Raw genomic sequence first — 23515 nt, forward strand, 5'->3', positions numbered from 1 at the left:
TTATATCTATTCATCTATTCTAACTCCCAAAATTCTATAGTTTTAACGGATTACGGCTCTCGTTAGATTTTAATAAATCGTAAAAAATATTTGAATTTTGCTGAAATAATACTTTATATTTGCAACTGTTTATAATTGGTCTAAATAAAAACAATTGTTTCATTTATTAGGTAATTTGAATGTAAAATAAGAATGATACAATTCCTATTTAAACAAAAGAGCGCCATACGTAAGACGGTAATCTTCGTATGACGCCTTCTTAAACCAGCGGTAACTAGTTTAAGAATCCATACTCATTCGTATGGGACCTTCAACATGCAATTATGGAAGGACATGCAATATAGGAAAATTCAAACAAATCTATAGCTGTTTGATAATTTGTCGTATGCTGTCCTTTCATATTCTTCAGATCGATTATTGATAATCTCAATGAAGAATAGAGAACAGATAATTAACAATTAAACGTAAAAGAATGCCAAAGCATTTTTTTTAAAAATTACAGAACGACAAATTCTTATAAAACATGAAAACCATAAAATTATTAATTATTTTTTTTGCCATTTTCGGATTTAAAATGGTTAGTGCCCACTCCCTGTGGATTGAAACAACACCTTTTGGCGAGAAGAATAAAACCCAAAATGTTAGAGTTTATTTCGGTGAATTCATTCATAATTTTATTGACCCAATCGAGAATTGGCATTCAGATGTTCACGAATTTAAATTATATCTAATTTCACCAAGCCAGCAAACAACAGCAATCCAAGCAACTGAACATCCAGATTATTTTAGTGCAACTATTTCTCCAACGGAAGAAGCTGTTTATATCCTTGAGGTTGGACATCCAGCAAAAGAAGTCTTTGGAACATCAGCTTCTGAATCTACTGTAAATTTAATAATTCAAGAAAGGAGAAAGTCAGCAACTCTTACCGAGCTATCGTCGACTTTAGATATTGAACCAAAGTATCACTATGTAAAGGATGTTTTCCAAGACATTAAACCCAAAGATGGACCATTTTTAGAGGCTAAAGTAGATGTGGTATTTCCGAGTGGATGGATTAAAAAGTTCAAAGAAAATGGCAAAGGAAAGATCTGCTTTAAATCTCTAAAAGCCGGAAAGTACGAGGTTGCCGAAACGGAGAATACAAAGAAAAACAGGTGTAGCAAATCCATCGATAAGCATTGGAGCACAAACACTTCATTAATTCTTGTTAACTAACACAAACAGCACGAATCTCTAAAAACTTAACAAATGAATTTATTTGGTTTAACGTCGCTGTTAATCACTGATATTAATCTTAATATACAAGTGCTTAATCGATTTCGCAGAGAGCTTATCTTACTCTTATTTTTGCTCTTAAGCAATATGGTCCACTCACAGAGTAACTTCAGCCTAACCGGGACCGTTAGGGATAATCATAATCGAACCATTGAAGGTGTTACTATTCGATTAGCGGGGCATACGGTCCTAACCGATAGTTACGGCAATTTTAAAATTGAAAAAATCAAAAATAGCTCTTTTGAGATTATAGCTAAGGCGATTGGGTATGATATCTTTAAGAGGAAGATTGAGATTAAAGAGGGAAATAATCATCTTGATATTTTACTTTTTGAAAAAACCCAAAAAATTGAAGAAGTACCAGTGACTGGTTTAAACAAGCCTCAGATTACCAATCGCATGGCCTTTAACGTGACATCCATTGATGCTAAAAAGTATTATAACAGTACAATAAATATTTCTGATGCTTTAGATCAAGTGCCTGGTGTACGTGTCCGAGAACAAGGAGGACTAGGGTCAAATCTGAATTTAGCAATAAATGGATTTTCAGGAAATCATATTCGCTTCTTTATTGATGGCGTGCCAATGGATAACATGGGATCCACCTTTCAAATGAACACCATTCCAATCAATTTAGCGGAGAATATTGAAGTCTTTAAAGGTGTAGTTCCAATTTGGTTAGGATCAGATGCACTTGGAGGTGCTATAAACATAGTAACTAATAAATCTAACAGGAATTATATTGATGCTTCTTATTCATATGGATCATTCAATACCCATAGGACTACAATCAATACAGCAGTAACGAATAAGAGTGGGTTAACCTTTGAATTAAATGCCTTTCAGAATTATTCTGACAACAATTACAAAGTATTCATTGAAAAGCATAATAACAGGAGAGACAACTACGCAAATGATACTGAGGTAGAGCGATTTCATGATCAATTTCATAACGAATCTATCATTGCAAATTTTGGTTTGGTTAACAAATCATTTGCAGATCGGTTGGTATTTGGGATTACCCTTGGTCATAACTATAAAGATATACAAACTGGCGCCAGGATGGAGTCGGTATTTGGAGCCTGGCATCGAAAAGGAAATATTGTAATGCCGAGTTTGAGATATAGCAAGAATAACCTTATCAAGGGATTAGATGTTATGTTGAATGCGAATATAAACCTGGGAACGGAACAAACTATAGACACAGTTGCAAAGCGATTTGATTGGTTTGGGGACACATATGCAGACCTTCCATCCACATCAGGAGAGCGTTCAAGGACACTGTATAAATACAAGAATAGGGATGGTATTATCACGGCAAACGCAAATTATAATTTAGGTGATAAGCATGTTTTTACGATCAATAATGTATTCAACACATTCAATAGAAGTGGTTCCGATGAATTAAATCCTCAAAACAATGAATATGAATATGCCAAGCTATCACAAAAGAATGTATTAGGTTTTGGCTATCAAATAAATAAAGAGGGACGTTGGAGTGCCAATATTTTTGGAAAATTTTTATCTCAAAATAATAAGAATGGTAATTCAAGTTCTGTCAATTCAAGTCGGTTCGGTTACGGAACTGCGTTATCCTATTTCTTAGATACCAACTTACAATTGAAGGCAAGTTATGAGTTGACCAACAGAATGGCGACGCCATATGAATTGTTTGGGGACGTGGAAAACCAAGACGCGAATACAAATCTAAAACCTGAGAGCAGCAATAATATCAACTTTGGTATTATGTATCAATTTGATATAGATAGGGACGATCATTTTGGGATCACTGCCGGGGTGTTATATAGAAATTCCAAGAATTTTATTTACCAGAGATTAAATCAGAATCAGAGTAAGTACATGGCTGATAACCGTGAAGGAGTACGAACATTAGGTGCAGATTTTGAGTTGCAATATTTCCATAAAAAATGGTTGTCAGCATCTACAAGCTGGACCTATCAATATTTGCAGAATATGCAGAAATATGAGAATGGGTATACTGAGGTGAGCCCAGTTTATAAAGATCAAATGCCTAATATACCTTACTTATTTGGGAACCTAGATCTAAACGTTCATTTGCCAGTTTTTTCTGGTTCTGGAGATATGCTTAAAACCGGATACAACCTACAATATATTCATGATTTTTATCTGTATTGGCCTAGTCGAGGAGAGACCAAAAATACGATTCCTCAACAGTTGAGTCATGATTTTAATATTGTTTACAGCTTTAAAAAAGGCCGATATAATATAGGGCTTGAAGCAAGAAATATTACGAACGAGCGATTATATGACAATTTTAGTATGCAAAAACCAGGACGAGCATTCTATCTGAATCTACGATACTTTATCAATAAAAAATAACAATCTAATTAAAAAATAATTCCACATGAAAATTAAAAATTTATTATTCACGGCCTTTACACTAAGTACCATTGTTGCTTGTACAAAGGATAAAACAGAACCTGCGGCGAAGGGTAATTTTATTGTTGCTGTGACACCTGTTGCAGAAACTGGTGTTGCAGATTATCTACTTACAACAAGTAGTTTAGATACCGGCAAGGTATCCACTGCAGGCAGAGGAGTTGAGCAAGACGGAACCTATAGATACTATGTTACGCATAACAACAAGTTTTTTAGTATGCTTTATGGACAAGGGAATCCTGGAGCTGTTACGGTTTACAATATCCTGGATGGTAATCTGACCAAGCTAGCAAACTCGGTCACGGAAACAGTACAAGCATTTGCTCCAATAAATGATGATATCTTGATGATGAAGATTTCAAGAAGTATTACTAATCCAGTAACGAACTGGTATCAGTTTAATACAAACACGCTCAACATTTCCAGCCAAGGGAATATCAATACAGCGGAGTTAAATAACAATGGTGAACTTGCTTTCTTCAGTTGGATTAAGCAAGTAGGTTCAAAGGTCTACGCTCCTTATTTTTCTGTAAAGGGATGTTGTTCAGCGACCTTTGGAACTGATTATCCTAATCAGGCTTGGGTAGCAGTTTATTCCTATCCAAGCATGAAGCTTGAGAAGATTATTAAAGATGATAGAACAAGCTTTATTGGAAGGTATTTTACGGATGGTTTGGAACTTGTAGAAAATGGAGATATATATGCGTTCTCTGCATCTGTAGCAACATCTATGGGAACAAATGCTACTATGAACAGTACAAAACCTTCGGCAGTAACGAGAATTAATTCAGGAAGTACAGAATTTGACAAATCATTTTATATCAATTTCGAAGAGCTATCCGGCGGATTAAATATTACTAACTGGTTATATGTTGGGAATAACAAGTTCATTACTTTTTCAAATACTAAAGAAGCTAAAGGTGCATACAATATAGGAAATATTATTGGTGTTCTTGATGTATCTGCAAAAACTTGGAAAGCAGTTACCGGATTACCAAAGACTACAGATGTTAAGGGAATTACAGATAATAATTATTCAGATAGAGCTGGCCGATTTGGCTATGTCGGTGTGAACTTAACTTCTGGAATAGGTTATGTATATAAAGTGGATGTAAATTCAGCAACAGCAACACAAGGTCTAAAAATTGAAGGTGGTACATTAACCGCAATAGAACATTTAAATTAAGCTAATTATCAACCATTTATTGCCTATCTGTAAGGACTAAAATTTATAGATGGGCAATATTATTCTCTATCAATTATGTATAGCATTATTTTAGGAATGATCTTAGTTGCCGCTTTTATTTGGTTTAATACGAGTAAAAAGGTAAAGTTTCCTAGGCGTACAGCATGGCTCGAAAAAATAGTATCCAATAGGAGGAGAGCTCAAATTATATGCACAATACTAACGATTTTTAGTCTACTATTCATTGTTTGTCTACAAGGTATTGGGGCGGGTATTTTTGCCTGGATAATTTATTGTATGGGACTACTCAGTTTAGTAGTCTTGCTTTTTCCTTATCAATACATTAAGTATAAACATGTGCTTTTTCTAATTATTTTTTGCCTTATTCTTGAACTAACCTTTACCTATATATCATCACAATAAAGCCATGCCAGCAAATAAAAAATATTTAAGTAGTCCGTTCCAACGGTTTCTAAAAATTTCCGCCGGATTTATTGGTGGATACTTAGTGATGATTAGCTTTCATTTGTTTTTGACTTATCTCTTTGAGAAGAAGAATGTCATTGTTACAGCAGGCATTACAGGTTACATATTGTGGGCCACGTTACTTTTAATTGCTTTTTTAGCTAAAAATGGTTGGAAAATATGGTTTCTATATCTTCTGCTAGCAACACTATTTTATCTTCCATTTTTAATCAAGTAAATCTCAAAATGAAAATTAGAAACTATAATATCTATTTTAATACACACACCATTTCAGGAATAATCATCTGTGCTCTCTTGTATGTTATTTTTTTTGCAGGTTCATTTTCATTTTTCAAAAAGGAAATTTCAGCCTGGCAAAACAATATCAGTTTTTATAATCAAAAAGTTGAAGCTCAGCAATACAGTGGTTTTTTAGATTCTGTTTCCAATGGTTACAATTTACAAGGTAGAGATATTATCTTTTATCTTCAACAAAATGGGGCAAAGGGATATGTTAATTTTAGTGCATCTAAGGATACAATTATTAATAAGGAAAACTTAGCTGCACAAGCGAAGAAACCGGAAGGAGCTAGTAAAGGCAAAGGAAGGCGCGGCCGTGGGGGAGATGATGATAGTAAGTATTTAAATCATGATTTTATACATAATAAAACCGGTGACTATTCGGCAAACTATGATATGGGCGAATTCCTGTATCGCCTACATTTTTTGGCTCAATTAAATGAGGTCCCTATTCGAGTGGGAATAGCTCCTTTTGGATATTTAATCGCTGGAATTACATCTTTCCTATTTCTATTTGCTCTAATCACTGGATTATTGCTCCATTGGGATAAAGTTGTCTCAAATTTTTTTGTTTTCCGTCCGTTTAATAAATGGAAAACAGTTTGGACAGATATGCATACAGCTTTGGGCGTGATTGGATTTCCTTATCAATTCATGTTTGCGGTTACTGGGGTGGTTTTGATCATAAATACAGTATTAATTACCCCTTTTGCCAACGTTTTATATGAAGAGAAAACCGATAAATTGTATGAGGATTTAGAAACCATCCATACTTATCCATTAGAATACAGCTATAAAAAATTGGAAAAAGAGTTTAGGCTGTCGGATTATTTGGAAAAAGCCAAGAAAAAATGGCCCCTGAGTGAATATAAACGTATAAGCATCAAGAATTTTGGAGATGAAAATATGTACCTAGTAATTGAGGTTGAACCGCATTATAACCGGAGTTTTGCTGGCTCAGGCATTCTGGCTATTCAGGTTCTCAATAATAAGGTTTTGGAAGAAAAATCTCCATATACAGATGTTAACTACATCAATCGAGTCCGTAGTTTGATTTATCGTTTACATTTTGGGGATTTTGGAGGATATCCTGTAAAAGCTGTCTATTTTATATTGGGTGTCTTGGGGTGCTTAGTGATAGTATCCGGGATATTGATATGGTTAGTAGCCCGGGATAAAAATAATGTGATCCCAAGGAAGAGAAAATTTAATTTTTGGGCCGCTAATGTATTTTTGTCCATTTGTTTGAGTATGCTGCCTGTCACGGCTTTTACTTTTATTGCCATAAAAATAGCCTCTCCTGTTACACAGGAATTTATATATGCATTTTATTTTCGATCGTGGCTAATAATTTCTCTATACTATATCATTCGCAGGAATTTGAACCGGACGAATAGAGAAACCTTGTTTCTAGGGGCTGTCGCAGCCATACTAGTACCCATTGTTAATGGAATAAAAACCGGATGTTGGTTTTGGGATAATTTCATAAGTGGAAAGATGGATTTGTTCATTGTAGATTTTCTATGGTTATTGTTGGGAATAGTAAGTTTATCTGTATTCATGTATTTACTGTCCTCGAAAAGGGTTGGAGATGTTTCGCATCCAGTTCAATACAATTTAAGTCGGAAGGCAAAATAAGGCAAAAAAACTATTTTTACCTTACAGATTATTAGCTAATAACTTGCGCTCGAAATTCCATTCTCCTACAATTAAAACAGCTAAAAAAGTTAATTGAGAATCCAAAATTTAATATATGCTTATTGCCAGCTTTTGCTAGAATTCTGTTATGATATTTTTTTAGGGATTTTAATGAAACTACTAAAAAAGATAATAGAATATTATCCTTACCAATTTTCGGGTTAAATTTGGATTTGAGGAATTTGACTATTTCTAGGAATAAAAAAGCAGTAAAATTGTTTTTAAACAACCTATGGCAGCCCCAGCTCTATGATCTAGCCGGGGAAATTGATTGGGCTAATATTTGATTTTGTACTGCTTATTTAAAATTAATTTAATAGATATAACAATCTGAAATCCAAATAGGTTTTAGAAAATTCGAGTTTTTATCTCTTGATGATAAAGTGTAGCTTACGTGATTTTTTTAAAGTGATTTAATTGAAAAATAATAATATTGATAATCAACAATCTAGGTTACATGTTTAAACATCAGTACATTAAGTAATTGTTAACGAAGTAAAAATCGATAATTATTTTATAAAATTGCATCAAAATATACTGAGATGTTTGTAAATGGTTCAAAGAAACAAAAAATAGATTTCCTTAATGATTTTTACAAAACAAGATACGAGGAAAGAAATTTTAAATTTAGACCGGTAGAAATTAACTCAAATGTTAACTCTATTCTTCTTGAGGAAATGATTCATGATATTTCTCGGTATACAGAATTTAGAGCGATGAAATTTTATGATAAAGAAGGAGTCTATTTTGTGATCTGTAAATTATAAGGTCCATAAATGGGATAGGATATTTCTTTTACATATTTTTCCAAGAGTAAATGGTGAGAAGGATTTCCACATATTTCTTTTTTGATTTTATATGAGTGAGATTGTTGGCGACTGTAATAAATCATCACGTTTTAATCTAGAGAAATTCTCAATATATCGCAAATAATTTGAAGAATTCGATTCCTTTACTCCCGAAGGAAAAGAGGTATTAACCTTAACGTCTCATGATATTTCTAAAATTGAGCAATCAGATGAATTTTTATTGATTTATTTGGTTTTTATAGTTTTTCCATTTTTTTTATAAACCTTAAACTTGTATAAAAAGATAATTTAAATCAACTGAATCCCCAAATTGAAGTGTATTTTAAGAAACAGTACAGAAATAGACATAACAAGGCTTGAACAATTTTAAGAATTGATCAGATCGATTAGGAATCATACTTTTTTTGTCAAAATTAATAAATTGAGTGTACATATAGGTTTTCACCAATTTCAATTTAAGTTTTAAACTATATGAGGATTTAAGAGGAATATGTGTATAATTGGGTTAATTAAATCAAACCGAAAAATCATTTAAAAATCAGGTAATCATCTTGCATCTCATAAGCTTTTGGGATATTTTTTGGATTTTTCCTGCGATAGGAGCTACCAAGCATTAACTAGCGGTCAATATAAACATTCTTAAAGAAATACTTAAATATGGTATCAATGGTAATAGTTCCTGTTTAAAAAATCTTTTTGAATGTACAAGGATCATTTAATCTGTTCAAGGGAAATTTACCTATGAAATTTTTGGCATGTGAAATAAGTTCAAATCCAATCTTTTCCATTACTCCATTAATATTAAAAAGTATTTTTATTTTCAAATTTCAATATGATAATCTGGGGTTTTTGCCACTATCTAGATGCAAAAAATATACTTTCAAAATGTCCTATTGTAGGTGAAGGGTTGTTAAGTTTCTAACTATTGAAAATGTTTCTAGTTAAATCTTATCAATTGATGGGGGATTAAATGAAAAAGATGTAGATAAATTACAAAAACCCAATAGAAATATATCTATTGGGTTAATAAAAACAATTCTGGTACTTATGAGACTATGGAATAATCTTATATGGAAGTAAGATAAGGCAAATAAATGAAATAAGAAAAGTACTATGATCATATTAAGATGAGTCCTAGCTTAATCATAAAATTAAGCCTACTAATTCCATTATGAAATAATATACGCTTTAAATTATTGGACAGTATCATGAGGCTACTTGGTGAAAACGATTGTGTTCATAAAGAGCAGAGGGTAAGGTGATTAAGAGCTCGACATTTGAGAGGTATCAACATAAAATAAAAAACCCAGTGGTTTTCCCTCTCCACTGGGAATTCAAACCGAATATCGGCATATTATCTGCCTTATCTTTTTCAAAGATAAAAAACCTTGGGGAAATGGCAAGGAGACATATAACAAATTTCAACCCAATGGATCACCCTGTTCCATTGGGCATGACTTACAATAAACTACAAATATGAATGTCATTTAAAGGTATCAGAAAAAAAATGATGGAAGGTTTTCAATGAATTAAGATAATCAGATCTATTGTAAGTTAGCATAACATTATGCTTGCATTTTAAGAATCATATATTATCAAAGAAAATATGAGATATAAATTATTATTCAAATAAAGAAACCAACAGCAGGGGACGCTATTGGTTTCCCAACAATTATAATATAATTAACGTTATTAAATATAGGAAATAAATAACAAAACCCAATGGAGTTCCTATCCATTGGGTCGAAACAGAGCTTAATCAGATAAACGATTAAGTCATTAAAGTTAATAAAAATATACAAAGAAGCCCAACACCTGGACCATTGTTGGGCTGAAGAAACCTTGAAACACACCATTTGGGATGGAGTTTCAAAGAGTTACTAAATTATGTTTATAGTGAATTCAAACTTTATTAATTTAAGAAAGATAAGAGAATACTCTATACAAGCCTAAATAGTATTTTAACCGTGTAGTCCAATGGCTACTATTTCCTTAATATTGTTAATAATTCATTGAAAAACGGGAAATACTAAATCTATTTATTTAGGGTAACGAAGTTTATAATTGGAATTCGGGAATTCCTGAACAAAAAATTGTTGATACAAGTATTTTCAATACTTGTGTAAGGTGTAATTTGATAGGGTAAGTACTCTAAAATCGGATAAAATTTTGTCCAGGGAGATTTATTTGAAGCTTAGGAAAGTGCCATGATTACTCCATTTCCTGCTTGTTTTTTGACTCTATCCTCTAGCGATCTTTTATTTACCCTGGTGGTGGAATTTGCCCACGGTCTAATTATTAAAAAAATTAAGTGGTCAATTAATAATAATCGTCTTAATTCCTAACTTCGACCAATATCAAAATCAGACTTGTTTCATACCTTTTTTTATCATTGAAGGGATAATCGTTTATCAAGTTAATAAGATTGCTCATTTTACCCTCTTTCTTCCTTGGCAATATTCTCTGTTAACAAATGATAATATGAATAATGTTATTCATATTATCAAAGCTTAAGAAGGGATTGAACTGCAGGTTTTTTCTTTTGGCACATAGATTGCAAAAGTATTTACAATACAACCTTTAAAAACTTTTTTTGACTGGAATTTGTACGTGCAGTTTAATTTTAGTGTTGAATAATCAAAACCATCCCTGTCAAGGGATGTTTTGCATCAGGTTTAAATAATCTTTTTTATCATGAACAAAAATTTTATTAAAAATGAGGTGTTGATTCATACAGACACCCTATTACAATATGCGAACAAATTTACCAAAGATCAAGAAGAAGCTGAAGATCTACTCCAGGAAACCTTGATTAAAGTTTTGAAATACCAGGATAGCTTTGAAAAGAATACTAACCTGTTAGGGTGGGTTTATACTATTATGAAGAACATTTTTATTAATGGGTGTCGAAAAAAGGTTTTAGAAAAAAATTACTTGTCAAAAGTTCAATCTATTGGAGAAACATTAAAGCAACAAAGCAATAACAAATGCTTAGATAATTTTATGAGAGAAGATTTGAATTTGGTTTTAAGATCGATTCCAGAAAAACACTACATACCATTTATGATGTTTTTTGAAGGGTATAAATACTATGAAATCGCCGACCACCTAGGATTGCCGGAAGGAACTATAAAGACTCGAATACACACTGCACGGAAACTTTTGAAGCAGAGGTTAAAAAGTTACAGGCAAACTTAATATCACTTAGTCAAGACGGAAAATAGGTCGCTGCAGGTATGTCTCTATAATTTTTGATAATTTGGTTTAACTAAATTAATAGTTTCTCATTGGATTGAAATTTAATATTTCTGCCATATCGCATAAATCAGACAAAACCTTACGATTATATATTTATCTTAATTTATGGGACTAGGAATAAAAAAAACTAACACCATGTGCAAGTTCTATAAAAAATGCCACCTATTTTTGGGGTTTTAGGTGGCATTGGAGTCAAATACATCATTATTTCTAAAGAAAACAGCATTTTTAATGAAATGGTTTTGGATTTTCTTTAAAAGAACTCTGGTAGTGTAATTAGCTATATCTAAACATAACCATAGTTTATACTTCTATAGTCAAATAGCCAAGCCTAAACATATAAATTTCTGATTTCATTTAATATGATTTCAATTTAGGTCGGATTCTTTAAATCTCAGCAAATGTTTGACGTTATTTAATTGCTCAAGTCATAGTTGATTTCCAAAACTAATAACCATTATCAATTTGGGTTTATTGATTATTTAATTTTTTGAGCCATACGTCCAGGTTCATTCTTTTAAAATATCTTAATATTGTCCTACTTAAAAAATGCTTATAATAAATCTAAATAAAATTCTAATTCCATGATAATATCCTGGTGCAATTTTTAATGTTGGATAAATTTTAAACCCCATAATCAATTAAAAATCTTAACTGCATTCTATTTTTCAACTTAGAAATCTATTCAAACTATTGGTAAGGTTATCATGTCTTGGTGATATGTTATACGGAGGATTGACTGGACTTTTATATTAAAGATCAATTTTGGTTAAATTTTTGTTAGCAATTAAGTTTAGCCTGTTTATGAGTAAAAAGAACCTATGTTTTCTGGTAAATGGAAAAGACCTGATTGAAATGGAGGACAGTAATCTAGCTACTTTCCTTACATATGATATTCTTGAGGTTTCAAAAATTTTGGAAACTGCTCCGTCCCAATATGTGCTCGACTCTAGGATCTTTTGTCCACCCATTCTTGAAAGGGAAAGTATCTGTCCTATTTCCGAGTATTTCTTTTTTGATATTGCATTATTCCAAGACAGTCATATAGAAGCGATTTTTAAAGGCAGGGAAAGTGATGTCCATTATTTCCGAATATCCAAAAAGGAGTTCCAACACTTAAGGGCTATGAATGATATGATCAAAACCTATCAGCGAAGTGATGAGGAATCCAGGTATTTGATTATATCTAACCTATTAAAAAACAACGTTCTTCATTTGAAGCATACATTTGAAAAGCAAAAAAGTTGGAGGATGGACGATACTGAAGTCAATATGGTCTCAGTGACGTACGTAAATATTGCCGATAAATTTAAAAAACTCGTTTCTCTCCACTCAACAAGGCATAAAGGAATTCATTTCTATGCAGAGTCTCTTAACATTACCGTAAGGACATTGTCATCCGTTACGAAAAAAGTCCTTAATTGTACTCCTAAAGAAATAATAGATGGATTTATCATGGATCTAGGAAAAAAAATGCTCGAAGATCCATTATTATCTATTAAGGAAATTTCGCAGAAATTGGGTTTCATCTCACCCAACGGATTCTGCATGTACTTTAAAAAAATATATGGAAATCCACCTTCTACATATAGAAAATGGATGCTAGGAGGCCAGCCCCATTTATAAAATCTAGCCTGATAGATTTATTTTACGATATCATAATTTTTATGTGAAATATGTTTATTGTTTTTCTAAATACTTATTTTAATTGGCTTTAACATCCCGTTCTGGCCAAAATTTTGTATGAAAAATGCCACCTAACTTTTCATCTTCTATTAATAGGTGAAATAATTTAGGTCTAATTGTCGACAATTCTCAAATGAAATTGCAATGTTATCTTGAAATCAATTAGGTATTTAGAGAAGTAAAGTATTTTCTAGTTAAGGTAATTAAGGGGCTTATATGATTTGATAGAGGTTAAAAGTTTATATTGCGGATCTTACAAAAAATCTCAAATTGAATTCCCGAGCTCATGAAAAGACTCTTAGGGCGTACAGATTTCGGAAAATCAATTAACTATTCTGGAAAATTGAATATAAATACATTGATAAGCAATTTAATTTTGTTTACTTGAAAAGTAATTTTTGACGCAGATTTTGATTTAAGCAATTTGTTATTATCAATAGTTATTAGGTAATGGTTAATTTGCGATTTAACTAATTTACGCGATTGATGGTTTAGAAAAGTAAAATTGATAAATACTTCAAAAACTATAATTAATTATTAGGTGCATATATGATAACAAATAATCGCCATGCGTCATTTTATTTTTTATTATTCATACGGATATGAACAAGAAAATATTTATCTGTGAGGACAATATTCATGTCCTTAATGCTATTATGGATGTTCTTTCGGTGACAGGAGCTGAGTTAATCGCTGAATTGGATAGTACAAGGGCATTGGAGAGAATGCTTACTATCCGTCCTGATGTTCTAATTTGTGACATTGAGATGCCAATTGTCTCGGGTTCTGAATTAATAAGATTAATCCGGAAATCTGAAATTTTAAACAATGTATTTGTTCTCGGTATTTCGGCATCGCACAATGGAAAAGAAGCATCCATGTTAGCGGGAGCCAATGCATTTATTGAAAAACCCTTTGATATCTGCGATTTTATGGCTGCTTTGCCTTTTTAACCACAGAGGTTTAATTTTTGTTGATTATTATTTGTAAATATTTTTTTGTCGCGTTCAAATAGCGGTTTTATCAATATTAATTTACAAATAAGGCTTGGAGGAACTTCCTTAGGAATTGTTTTCCTTAGTTTTAGAAGATATGCTTTCTAATGATTTTTTAAGATATATATCCATTAACATAACTAAGCAATATATTGAATTTTGAGTATTCGAACTTGTTCAAATGGCTGGGAGTGCCCTGCGTGATCATTCTTCCCAATGTACCTGAATTCACCATCATTGACGCCAATGAGGCGTACCTCGACTTGGTCGATCTTAATAGTGAGCATGTGATTTCAAAAGGTTTTTTTTCTGTATTCCCTATTTCAGAATTTATTGACGAATTGGAATGGGAAACACTTTTTGATGAAGTCCTCAAGGAGAAACGGTTTGTTTCCAGGGGAATTAAGACCTGGTTAGATCCCCATGAAAAGAAGACATCAATTGAAAATGTGAAATACTTCGAAATAACCCATTTCCCTGTTTTTGATCAGGATGGAGAAGTATTGGTTATTGTTCGTTCATTAATTGATGTAACTGACTATGTTATAGACAGGAGACTCCTGAGCGAGGCGCAGTTTGACGTAAGGTTTGGAAATTGGTGGATCAATATCGAGAAACGAACAATCAAATGGTCGGTTGGTATGAATGAGCTGTTTGAGACAGGAAAAGAGTTTATGCCAAATTTTGAAAACGTGAAACAATTTTATCTCCATGCTGACGATGAAGTTTTATTCATGGCACAGCTCTTTGAAGCAATTAGAAACAAGAGGATACTTAAGACTTTTGTTTCCGTAAGGACCCAGAGTGGAAAATTGAGGCGGCTTAAGGTGGTGGGAAAACCAGATCATTTGGGTGACGCGTGCATCGGTATCCATGGTACTGCAATAGATGTTACCAAGCAGCATGAGGACCAAAATATACTAAAGGAAATGTACTTTCTCCATAACCATGAACTTAGGGCTCCCCTTGCCCGCATCATCGGCCTGGCTGAACACCTCAGGAGAGAAGGTAGCCATGATCAGCGATCCGAATTTTTACTTGATGCTTTATTAGATTCAGCAAATGAACTGGATAGGATAATACGTCAGATAGTTGATCGAGAAGAGCAAAAAGGAGAGAAAGATGTTTAGGATCATTTTGGTTGATGACGACAAAATCTCATCCTTTCTCTTGGAAAAGATGTTGGAATACCTAAAGATGGGAAATGTTTTCGAAAAATTTCTCAATGGGTCAGAGTTCCTAAACTGGTTAGACCTTCAACAAGACCATGACCATAGCTACCTTGTTTTCTTGGACATCATGATGCCGATCATGGATGGATGGGAAGTGATGGAAGGGCTTAAAAGGCATAGATTATGCAAAAGGGTTTCTGTAATTATGGTCAGTTCGTCCCTAAGTCCATCGGATAGGAAAATGGCCATGGAAAATGGAATGGTCCTGGAGTATTTAACAAAACCTGTAAGGCTCAATGAATTGGAAAGATTGAGAACCTTTCTGGGTTAGGAATAGTAAATGTTGTTGATAAAATAAGTCATATGGGGGCAAATTATTTTTAATTTCAAATGGAGGTTTTATGGGGGATTTTGCCTTATTTTTGATTTCCATGAATCTTTAAGAGTCCAGTGTCGTTTGAGAAATAACATAATATTTATTGAGGGGCCTTCGGTTGACTACCTAGCTGATAGTTGATTGATATTTTACGCATTCTTATAGTTTTGTTGAAATGCTAAAAATCATCACTCCATTTTTCTGGTACTATGTAGTAACTTTAAAGTGCTTGATCTTACTCTATCTAAATTTTATAAATTACCAGAAACCATTGAAATGGGAAAAGGTCAAACTGACTTTTTTTTAAAGCGGTTCATATTTAACCTAACCCTAGAATAAGAATATTGAACGCTTATTGAAATAAAAGATAAGTCAAATTTTTATTTAGAGTTTCAATTTGGGCTACAGTTTGTTAAATCATAAATATTTATTAAAATGAAATATAGACTAATAACTTTTAATAAACGCTGATGCATGGAATTAGTAGAAATCAAAATTATTATCGATCACAGATAGCGGGAAATTAACGCTAAAAAATCATCCCCATTCTTTCGTTATATATAGTAACGTCCAATCTTCTGTAATGAAAACCAACCATTAATCAAAGCGAAATGAATGATTATATGGGTTCTTGGGATCCAATTTGAACAATTCATTAAGTTTTCTTATTCCAATCCTATAATTTTCAATAATATTGATTTAATATTATTTAATTTGCAGCAAGAAATTAATGAAAAACATATGACCTTAGATGAAAGATTGAAAATTTTTAACGAATATTTTCATTATAAAGAACGTCCTGAACTATACGAGTTTGAAATCTCACCGGAGAAAATTGCTTATAGAAATGAAGCTTTGCGAAGTGGGGATAGAAATTTGTATTTAAAATATCTAACAGAAAAATATGCTGATAAATTAGAGAAAGAAATGGAGAGGTATGATCTTGCAGCACAAAACCTTGTCAAAGTTGATAGGGATTCAGCAAATGAATTATTTAATAGTTTTCAGGTCAACATGCTCAAATCTGACATCAGTTTTCTGGACAATGATGCAATTTATACGATGTATAAGGTTAGTCCAGAAAGTATAGAATTATTATTGGAAGGTTATCGAGAGGATCTTATTGATGTTTTCGTTCCAATTAATGAGGTTTTCCAAAATGGAAGAAAAGAAATTTATCTGGACAAAACCGGAATTTACGCCAATTGATAAGTTGCTGTTTGATTTCTAGTAACAGGGAGCTTTTGCATTAGGAGAATGTTTTAATTCCTAATCCCCTTGCCTTTTTTGAAGACACTTAACATTTTATTCTATCCTTGGAAACATAATTAGTACCTCCCAGGCTCTTTAATTGAGTCTGGGTTTTTTGAATTAGGGTCGCTATCCAATAGATCCGGAATTGTTCAACCTCCGACATTTTCCGCATTTTCTAGGCGCTCCATAGTTTTACCAAGGAGGTTGCTGCTGATGAATATAACGATGAAAATTTTCAACCGTCTAATCATGGATTATTATTTTGATTGAACTGTACCAATTCTGTAAAAACAGGCACCTCTCAACTTGCAACACAAACAAAATCCTCATTTAGCTTGTTATTTATCTGATGAGGAACAAAAAAAAAGTGCAAATTTGGAAAATCAGCATCGTTATTCTATCGACTCTGGTTTTATTGTTGTTGGTCGGATCATATTTTGTTTCTCATAAGTTAAAACCTTTGCTAGGTAAAAGGTTGGAGGATACTATCGCCGAATATTCGAAAGGTCTTTACAGCATAAAATATAGCGATCTGGATCTAAACATTGCTGGTGGTAATTTGTCTTTGAAGGATGTAAGGCTTGTCCACGACAGTATTATTTACAAGAATCTGGACATCTCCAAGAAAGCTCCAAACACCAGATTTCAAGGAAGAACAAATAGTTTGAGAGTAAGCGGCTTGAATCTTTGGGATATTTTTGTAAAGAAGAGAATCCAAATAAGTTCTATTGAGCTGGATTCATTAAAGTGTAAAGCTATTTTAAGGAGTCGTTCGTACAACATGGATAAATCAGAGAAAAATCTTTATGATAGGATAAAAAATCGTTTTAAGTCCATTGCTCTAGATGAATTCCGGGTGAATTCCATTGATTTGGAGTTTGTGAATCTAAATAATGAAAAGAGCAATTCAATTACTGTCAATGGGGCAAATCTGACTGTGACGAAATTTTTGCTTGATGAACAATCTCTCAAAGACAGCATGCGTATTTTATATGCAAAGGACATTGCAATTCATATTCCAGAATTCACTACCGATTTGAAGAGAGCTCCCTATAAATTTAGAATAGAAGATTTCAGGTTTAGTTCTCAGGACGGAATGATGAATATTGGTAATTTAGCGCTTCAGCCTACTTTAAATTTGGAGAATTTTGCCAAGCAGGATAAACTCAATAAGCCAAGGATCGATATGAAAATCGATTCTATCCATATTTCTGGTGTAAATAGCCAAAAGCTTTTGTTGGGAAAGATTTTTGAGGCTGACAGTATGCATGTTAAAGGGGGCCTATTTGAACTAGCAAAAGATAAAAGATACCAAAAGGAAAATGTCTCTAAAATTGGTCAATCTCCTGCTCAGCAATTACTTGAGGTCGGTGTTCCCATTTCCATTAAGGGTGTCAAGGTTAGCCACATTGATCTGAGTTATGCGCAAATTAGTGACAAATATTTCAGAGAGGGGAAAATTGATTTCAAGAATATCAGCGGGACATTTCAGAATGTTAGTAATGTAGGATCTGTCCTACGTAAAAATAGAAATATGAATGCCGATTTGCAAGGAAGTGTTTATGGTCAAGGTCAGCTGAAAGTCCAATTTTCCTTTGACATGCTAAGCGATATCGGTAATTATTCTTATGCAGGCAAATTATCTGCCATGAAGGTTTCAGGGTATAACAGAATCTTAGAACCACTTCTCAACATTCGTTTGACGGAAGGCAATTTAAAAGCAATTACCTTTGACATGGAAGGAAATGACACCAAGAATTGGGGGGAATTCATTTTTGAATATGACCATCTGAAAGTTGAATTACTTAAGGATCCAGGTAAGGGTAGAGGTAAAAAAGGGATCTTATCATTTATTGCCAATAAATTCTTTATCAACGACAGTAACCCTGATGCAAATGGTAAACTCCATGTAGCTCAGGTGGATTATGATCGAAATCCAAATCATCCCTTTTTCAAGGTGGTTTGGAAAAGCCTATTGCAAGGGATAATTGAATGTACTGGGACAGATTCCAAATACTTTCCTGGTATTTAATATAAGTAACATATCTAAAAAAGAAGCCCCCTTGTATGGTCTTAATTCAAGCTCATTTCTTAAAATTGGTCAAATGGAGGAATTGAACCAACTACTTTTTTAGGATTTCAGCATTTAGCTTACTTATGACCCTCGTGCGAATCACAAAGGATTTTCATTAACAGTCTTCAGAAAATCTTTAGATAATAAATATTAACAACGTTGTGTTTACACGAATCTTACCGTTATTTGAATTAGAAAGTTTTTCCGCTAGAATTAAACATATATTTTGAAAACCATGAAAACCTATTTTGTCTTCATTATATCAACTTTATCGATACTACCTTCCATCTTCGCTCAAGAAATTAAATGGAATGGACCTTCCGTTGATTTCTCACATGGTAAATTAGTAGTAGATTCTAGCCGGAGATTTTTGGCCTTTGAAGATGGGGACCATTTTCCCTATTTTGGTGATACTGCATGGGAATTATTTCATCGACTTGATAAGAAAAGTACGGAAACGTATTTAGAAAATCGGCGACAGAAAGGATTTACGGTAATTCAAGCGGTAATTCTTGCGGAATTAGATGGATTGGTTGTTCCAAATAGTGAGGGGAATGTACCTCTTTTAGGAAGAGATCCTAGTCACCCCAACGAGAATTATTTTAAACATATTGATTGGGTTGTGGAACGTGCATGTGAAAAGGGGCTTTTTATTGGTCTGCTACCAACTTGGGGTGATAAGGTTGATAAAAAATGGGGGATAGGTCCAGAAATATTCACTGAAAAAAATGCCTTTGAATATGGGGAATTTTTGGGCCAGAGATACAAAAGTCACCCTAACATTATATGGATAATGGGAGGTGATAGGTCTGGAGGCGGGAAAAACTTTGATATTTGGTGCTCCATGGCGGAAGGTATTAAATCGATGGATAACGAACATTTAATGACCTATCACCCAATAGGTGAACGAAGTTCTGCTGAATGGTTTCATAATGAGGATTGGTTGGATTTTAATATGGTTCAGACTGGCCATGCCAAACGCACATCAGAAATTTATAGGCGTATCTTAGTGCCTGATTATCATCGCGTACCTGTAAAACCTATCATGGATGCAGAACCTCGGTATGAAAATCATCCTGTTAACTGGAACCCTAATGAATTAGGTTGGTTCGATGATGTGGATGTGAGGCAGTCGCTATACTGGTCAATATTTTCTGGTGGGTTTGGTTATACATACGGATGCCATTCGATCTGGCAAATGCGTGATGAGTCCAATGAACCCGTTGGTTTTGCAAGAAGTTTTTGGACTGACGATTTAGATCTAGAAGGGGCTTGGGATATCATCCATGCACGTAATCTCCTAGGTTCGAGAAAAGCTAACCAAATGAAACCGTTTCCAGAATTGATTCTGAATACTGATGGAGCAGATACTGATTGGACAGTTGCTTCAACGGGAAATGATTTCGCTATGGTTTATCTACCCAATGGTACGGATGTGATCTTGAATTTACCCGTACTTGATCGAATTGAGATTGAGACTGTCTGGTATAACCCACGCAATGGTAATTGGCTGACTAAAAAGAAGTTGAAAGGAAATGACATTGCCAAATTCTCTGCTCCTTCAAGAGGACGTGGAAATGATTGGATTCTGGTGCTCGACTTTTAACCTATAGATCGGCTTATAGTAGATTTAATCTTTAGGTCGTTCCAGAGGTTTATTTCTTAGAGGAAATAGGGATTATTAAGTATTTTGATAATCTTATATAATATCAGTCATTGATAAGCAGTTATTTTCACTTTAGTCTAACATTGGATACGTGTTGAACAATTTATTATGTTTTGCAAGCAGAAATATACCCAAACGAATTTCTTATTCAGGAGGTTATAGCAAATTGATAATTAACACATCCTATTAATTAGGGTAATTTGCGAAACTAATGTAAAATTTATCCAATAATCTATTGACATTTGATTTCTTAACCTCAAAAAAACCTGATAGGAAATATCCCATCAGGTTTCTTGATTTTCCTTTAAATGGTTGTATAGAGGATTTATCATAATTTACTAAAAAACGTTGAAAATTGCAATTAAAGATTTGATTTAGATAAAAATTATATCTTCATTGTCGCGAATTAAAATTATCATTTTAGTCAATTAAAAGGAGCGTCAATAGGTTGTGGTCTTAGTGGTTTTTAAAGATAGAATCTCAAATCATCAATTATAATATGAATGTTGGCGTCCTTCGGCCAAGCAGCCCAAGCAAAATTCTTTTTTCAGCCAAGTTCAGTATGGGGCAATTTAAGTTAGCCTTGGAGTAGAGCATTTTTGAGGAGTCCATAGCTAGGTGTGCTCGGCATGTACTATCGCATGATTCTACCTAACTAAGAATATATGTGTTTTTTCTTTGTGAATAAGCTGGACATTTGTGAAAGTGTAATGCAGGGAGAAAGATGAATTTTATTAATTTTCTTTATTAAAGGCCAATAAACACATATAGTTTGGAACTAGAAATCAAGAATTTTTTCATGACCATTTGAATATGGATAAAGTTAGGGGAGAAGAAAGCCTACATGACCTAAGTGCAATAAAAAGCTCAGCAATAAAATCACTGAGCCACCTGAGATTAAAAACCTATGAGAGGTTTGCATATTGCAAAGGTTAAGTTAAGGATAATAATTAAAAAAACCAATAACGAAAAAGTTATTGGGTAGCCTTATTTGATCAAATGTAAAAAATTGAACTTGTCAAATATAACAAAATTACCCAATGAACGTCCCTTTCCATTGGGTAAGATTGATAATAAAATGTATTTATGATTATACAATAAAGCTAGGAGAAATAATTTGAATAAAAAGCCCAAAAGCAAAAGCAGTTGGGCACAAACCGATCTATTGTAGAATTAATACTTAAAGATAACAAATAAAAATAAAATTCAATAGCGGGAAATGCTATTGGGTAAAAATCTAATTTTACTATCTGTGATATTATGAGATAATCTGTAACCTGTTTTTTTTCTTGAAAAAAATCTTGGTGAAACAAAAAACCAGCGGTGATCCCTCCACTGTGAAGATTGGGTGCTGACTTTTATGAGTTACTTAAAATTACTAATTAACTTATAAATAAAACAATGCCCAATAGCGGGGGACGCCATTGGGCACAAACCAATTATTGTAGAATTAAGGAGCTTAAAGGTACCAATTATATATATCCCATGCAATAACGTTTGTTCTAGTCAGGATTGTAAATAAACCGATATGTAATATAATAATTAGGCTTGATAAAGAGATTTTAATAATTCGGCTTTGCAGAAGTTGAATATTACGTAAGAATGGTCCGTATAGGTAATTATTCAGCTGGTTGAAATATAATAATAGACTAAAAGAAAGTAAATACCGATTGTCCAATCTGGAAAATAAAAAAGACAGTCTGTTTAAATCTAATTAACCTTTATCTAAATTAAAATGTGATGAATGGCATATAGAAATGTGAATTAATATTTGGACGAATACTTTGTTGTCATTATCGAATAGTATATAGAATACGAATTTTTCTCTTTCATTCCTTCTTGAAATTTTCGACGGAAATATTAAGAACAAAATGATAGAAGAGATTTGGAGTAAATAGAATTAAAAATAAAAAGTTACCGGAAATAATCATCCAATGAAAAAAACAACCGTATCCACGGCATTGAGCTTTTAGAATATAGTAGAGGGGTCTGTTGTAAGATTAAAAATAAAAGGATCCCTGATCAGATGTACACATAAAAATCCCAATGGATTCATCCAATTCATTGGGAATGATTATCAACAAGCTATTTTTTGGAAGACAATTTAAGAGAAGCAAAAACAATAGAGATCAAAGAGTCCAATAATATATATTGTACATTGTGGAGGCTTCTGGACAAAACCTTAATAGAGATCAAATTAGGCAATGAAACTAAAAAAGCCCATTGAAATTTTCCCAATGGGCCAAACTAAAAAACATACTACATTTTATGATACATTAAAAGTGCATAAATTATGGAATAAATTTAAAACCAGAACATTCCGGCGGAAGATCTGGACCTAATTTATTTTAATATTCGCTTTTTAAAGCATTTTTATAAATGTATCAAATAATATGGGAAATAAATCACGGTAATGTGAATGTTGCAAATAGAAAAATCTCAACAATTGAGGTCCATTGGGTGAATTATTCAGAAATTGACCTTGAAAAGAAAAAATAATAGAGATCCATGAAATTTTAGGAAAGGAATTTCGAAGGTAAAATTGAAATAAACTGATAGAATCCAAACGGAGCAGTTATTTATGGACGCTTTGGAAAGACCCGAAACTAACAGACGGTATACACACCTTCTATGCAATGTGACGAGGTTAATTTCTAAATTTTTATCAATTTTTACCGAGTTCTGTCCATTTGTCGACAGGTTTTATAAATTACAAGAAAATTGGTCACAAATTATGAGGATTAACATAGGATTTGATTTTAATGTCCATTGGGAAATTCCTTGAATGTCATTTTTTGGCTTTTAGTCGTTATGATTATTGTTAAATCCAATATTTCTTTTCTCACGTATTTCATCTTCGAGTGAAAATTTTTCTTTAA

Annotated in this window: 13 protein-coding genes; all 13 read left to right on the forward strand. The window is 32.9% G+C overall.

Going from position 1 to position 23515, the window contains the following annotated elements:
* Positions 1 to 523: 523 nt before the first annotated feature.
* On the forward strand, positions 524 to 1216 hold the full coding sequence (locus tag CKW03_RS08025; protein WP_093095647.1) for a hypothetical protein: 693 nt from the start codon (positions 524 to 526) through the stop codon (positions 1214 to 1216).
* 147 nt (positions 1217 to 1363) lie between these two features.
* Positions 1364 to 3637: a TonB-dependent receptor gene (locus tag CKW03_RS08030; protein ID WP_236736441.1), complete on the forward strand. Its 2274-nt coding sequence runs from the start codon at positions 1364 to 1366 to the stop codon at positions 3635 to 3637.
* Between the two features lie 25 nt (positions 3638 to 3662).
* Positions 3663 to 4883, forward strand: coding sequence for a DUF4374 domain-containing protein (locus tag CKW03_RS08035; RefSeq protein WP_093095649.1), 1221 nt, complete (start codon positions 3663 to 3665; stop codon positions 4881 to 4883).
* A 427-nt stretch (positions 4884 to 5310) separates the two neighbouring features.
* Positions 5311 to 5586, forward strand: a complete 276-nt coding sequence (locus CKW03_RS08045) for a hypothetical protein (RefSeq protein ID WP_093095652.1) — start codon at positions 5311 to 5313, stop codon at positions 5584 to 5586.
* Positions 5587 to 5594: 8 nt separating this feature from the next.
* A complete protein-coding gene (locus CKW03_RS08050) occupies positions 5595 to 7286 on the forward strand; it encodes a PepSY-associated TM helix domain-containing protein (RefSeq protein ID WP_093095653.1) in 1692 nt (563 codons plus the stop codon).
* A 3563-nt stretch (positions 7287 to 10849) separates the two neighbouring features.
* A complete protein-coding gene (locus tag CKW03_RS08060; RefSeq protein ID WP_093095656.1) occupies positions 10850 to 11353 on the forward strand; it encodes an RNA polymerase sigma factor in 504 nt (167 codons plus the stop codon).
* A gap of 864 nt (positions 11354 to 12217) precedes the next feature.
* Positions 12218 to 13039, forward strand: a complete 822-nt coding sequence (locus tag CKW03_RS08065; RefSeq protein WP_093095657.1) for a helix-turn-helix domain-containing protein — start codon at positions 12218 to 12220, stop codon at positions 13037 to 13039.
* Between the two features lie 662 nt (positions 13040 to 13701).
* Positions 13702 to 14052 carry a response regulator gene (locus tag CKW03_RS08070; RefSeq protein ID WP_093095659.1) on the forward strand — a complete coding sequence of 117 codons (351 nt, stop codon included), beginning with the start codon at positions 13702 to 13704 and terminating at the stop codon, positions 14050 to 14052.
* Positions 14053 to 14246: 194 nt separating this feature from the next.
* Complete coding sequence (locus tag CKW03_RS08075) at positions 14247 to 15224, forward strand: histidine kinase dimerization/phospho-acceptor domain-containing protein (protein WP_147120810.1); 978 nt, start codon at positions 14247 to 14249, stop codon at positions 15222 to 15224.
* Positions 15217 to 15597: a response regulator gene (locus CKW03_RS08080; RefSeq protein ID WP_093095662.1), complete on the forward strand. Its 381-nt coding sequence runs from the start codon at positions 15217 to 15219 to the stop codon at positions 15595 to 15597. Before CKW03_RS08075 ends, CKW03_RS08080 begins: the two co-directional genes overlap by 8 nt.
* 759 nt (positions 15598 to 16356) lie before the next feature.
* Positions 16357 to 16851: a hypothetical protein gene (locus CKW03_RS08085; protein WP_139185418.1), complete on the forward strand. Its 495-nt coding sequence runs from the start codon at positions 16357 to 16359 to the stop codon at positions 16849 to 16851.
* A gap of 394 nt (positions 16852 to 17245) precedes the next feature.
* On the forward strand, positions 17246 to 18928 hold the full coding sequence (locus CKW03_RS08090; protein WP_093095664.1) for a hypothetical protein: 1683 nt from the start codon (positions 17246 to 17248) through the stop codon (positions 18926 to 18928).
* A gap of 277 nt (positions 18929 to 19205) precedes the next feature.
* Positions 19206 to 20576, forward strand: coding sequence for a glycoside hydrolase family 140 protein (locus tag CKW03_RS08095; RefSeq protein ID WP_093095666.1), 1371 nt, complete (start codon positions 19206 to 19208; stop codon positions 20574 to 20576).
* Positions 20577 to 23515: the final 2939 nt, after the last annotated feature.

It is taken from the genome of Sphingobacterium mizutaii (genome assembly GCF_900187125.1).
GTDB lineage: Bacteria > Bacteroidota > Bacteroidia > Sphingobacteriales > Sphingobacteriaceae > Sphingobacterium > Sphingobacterium mizutaii.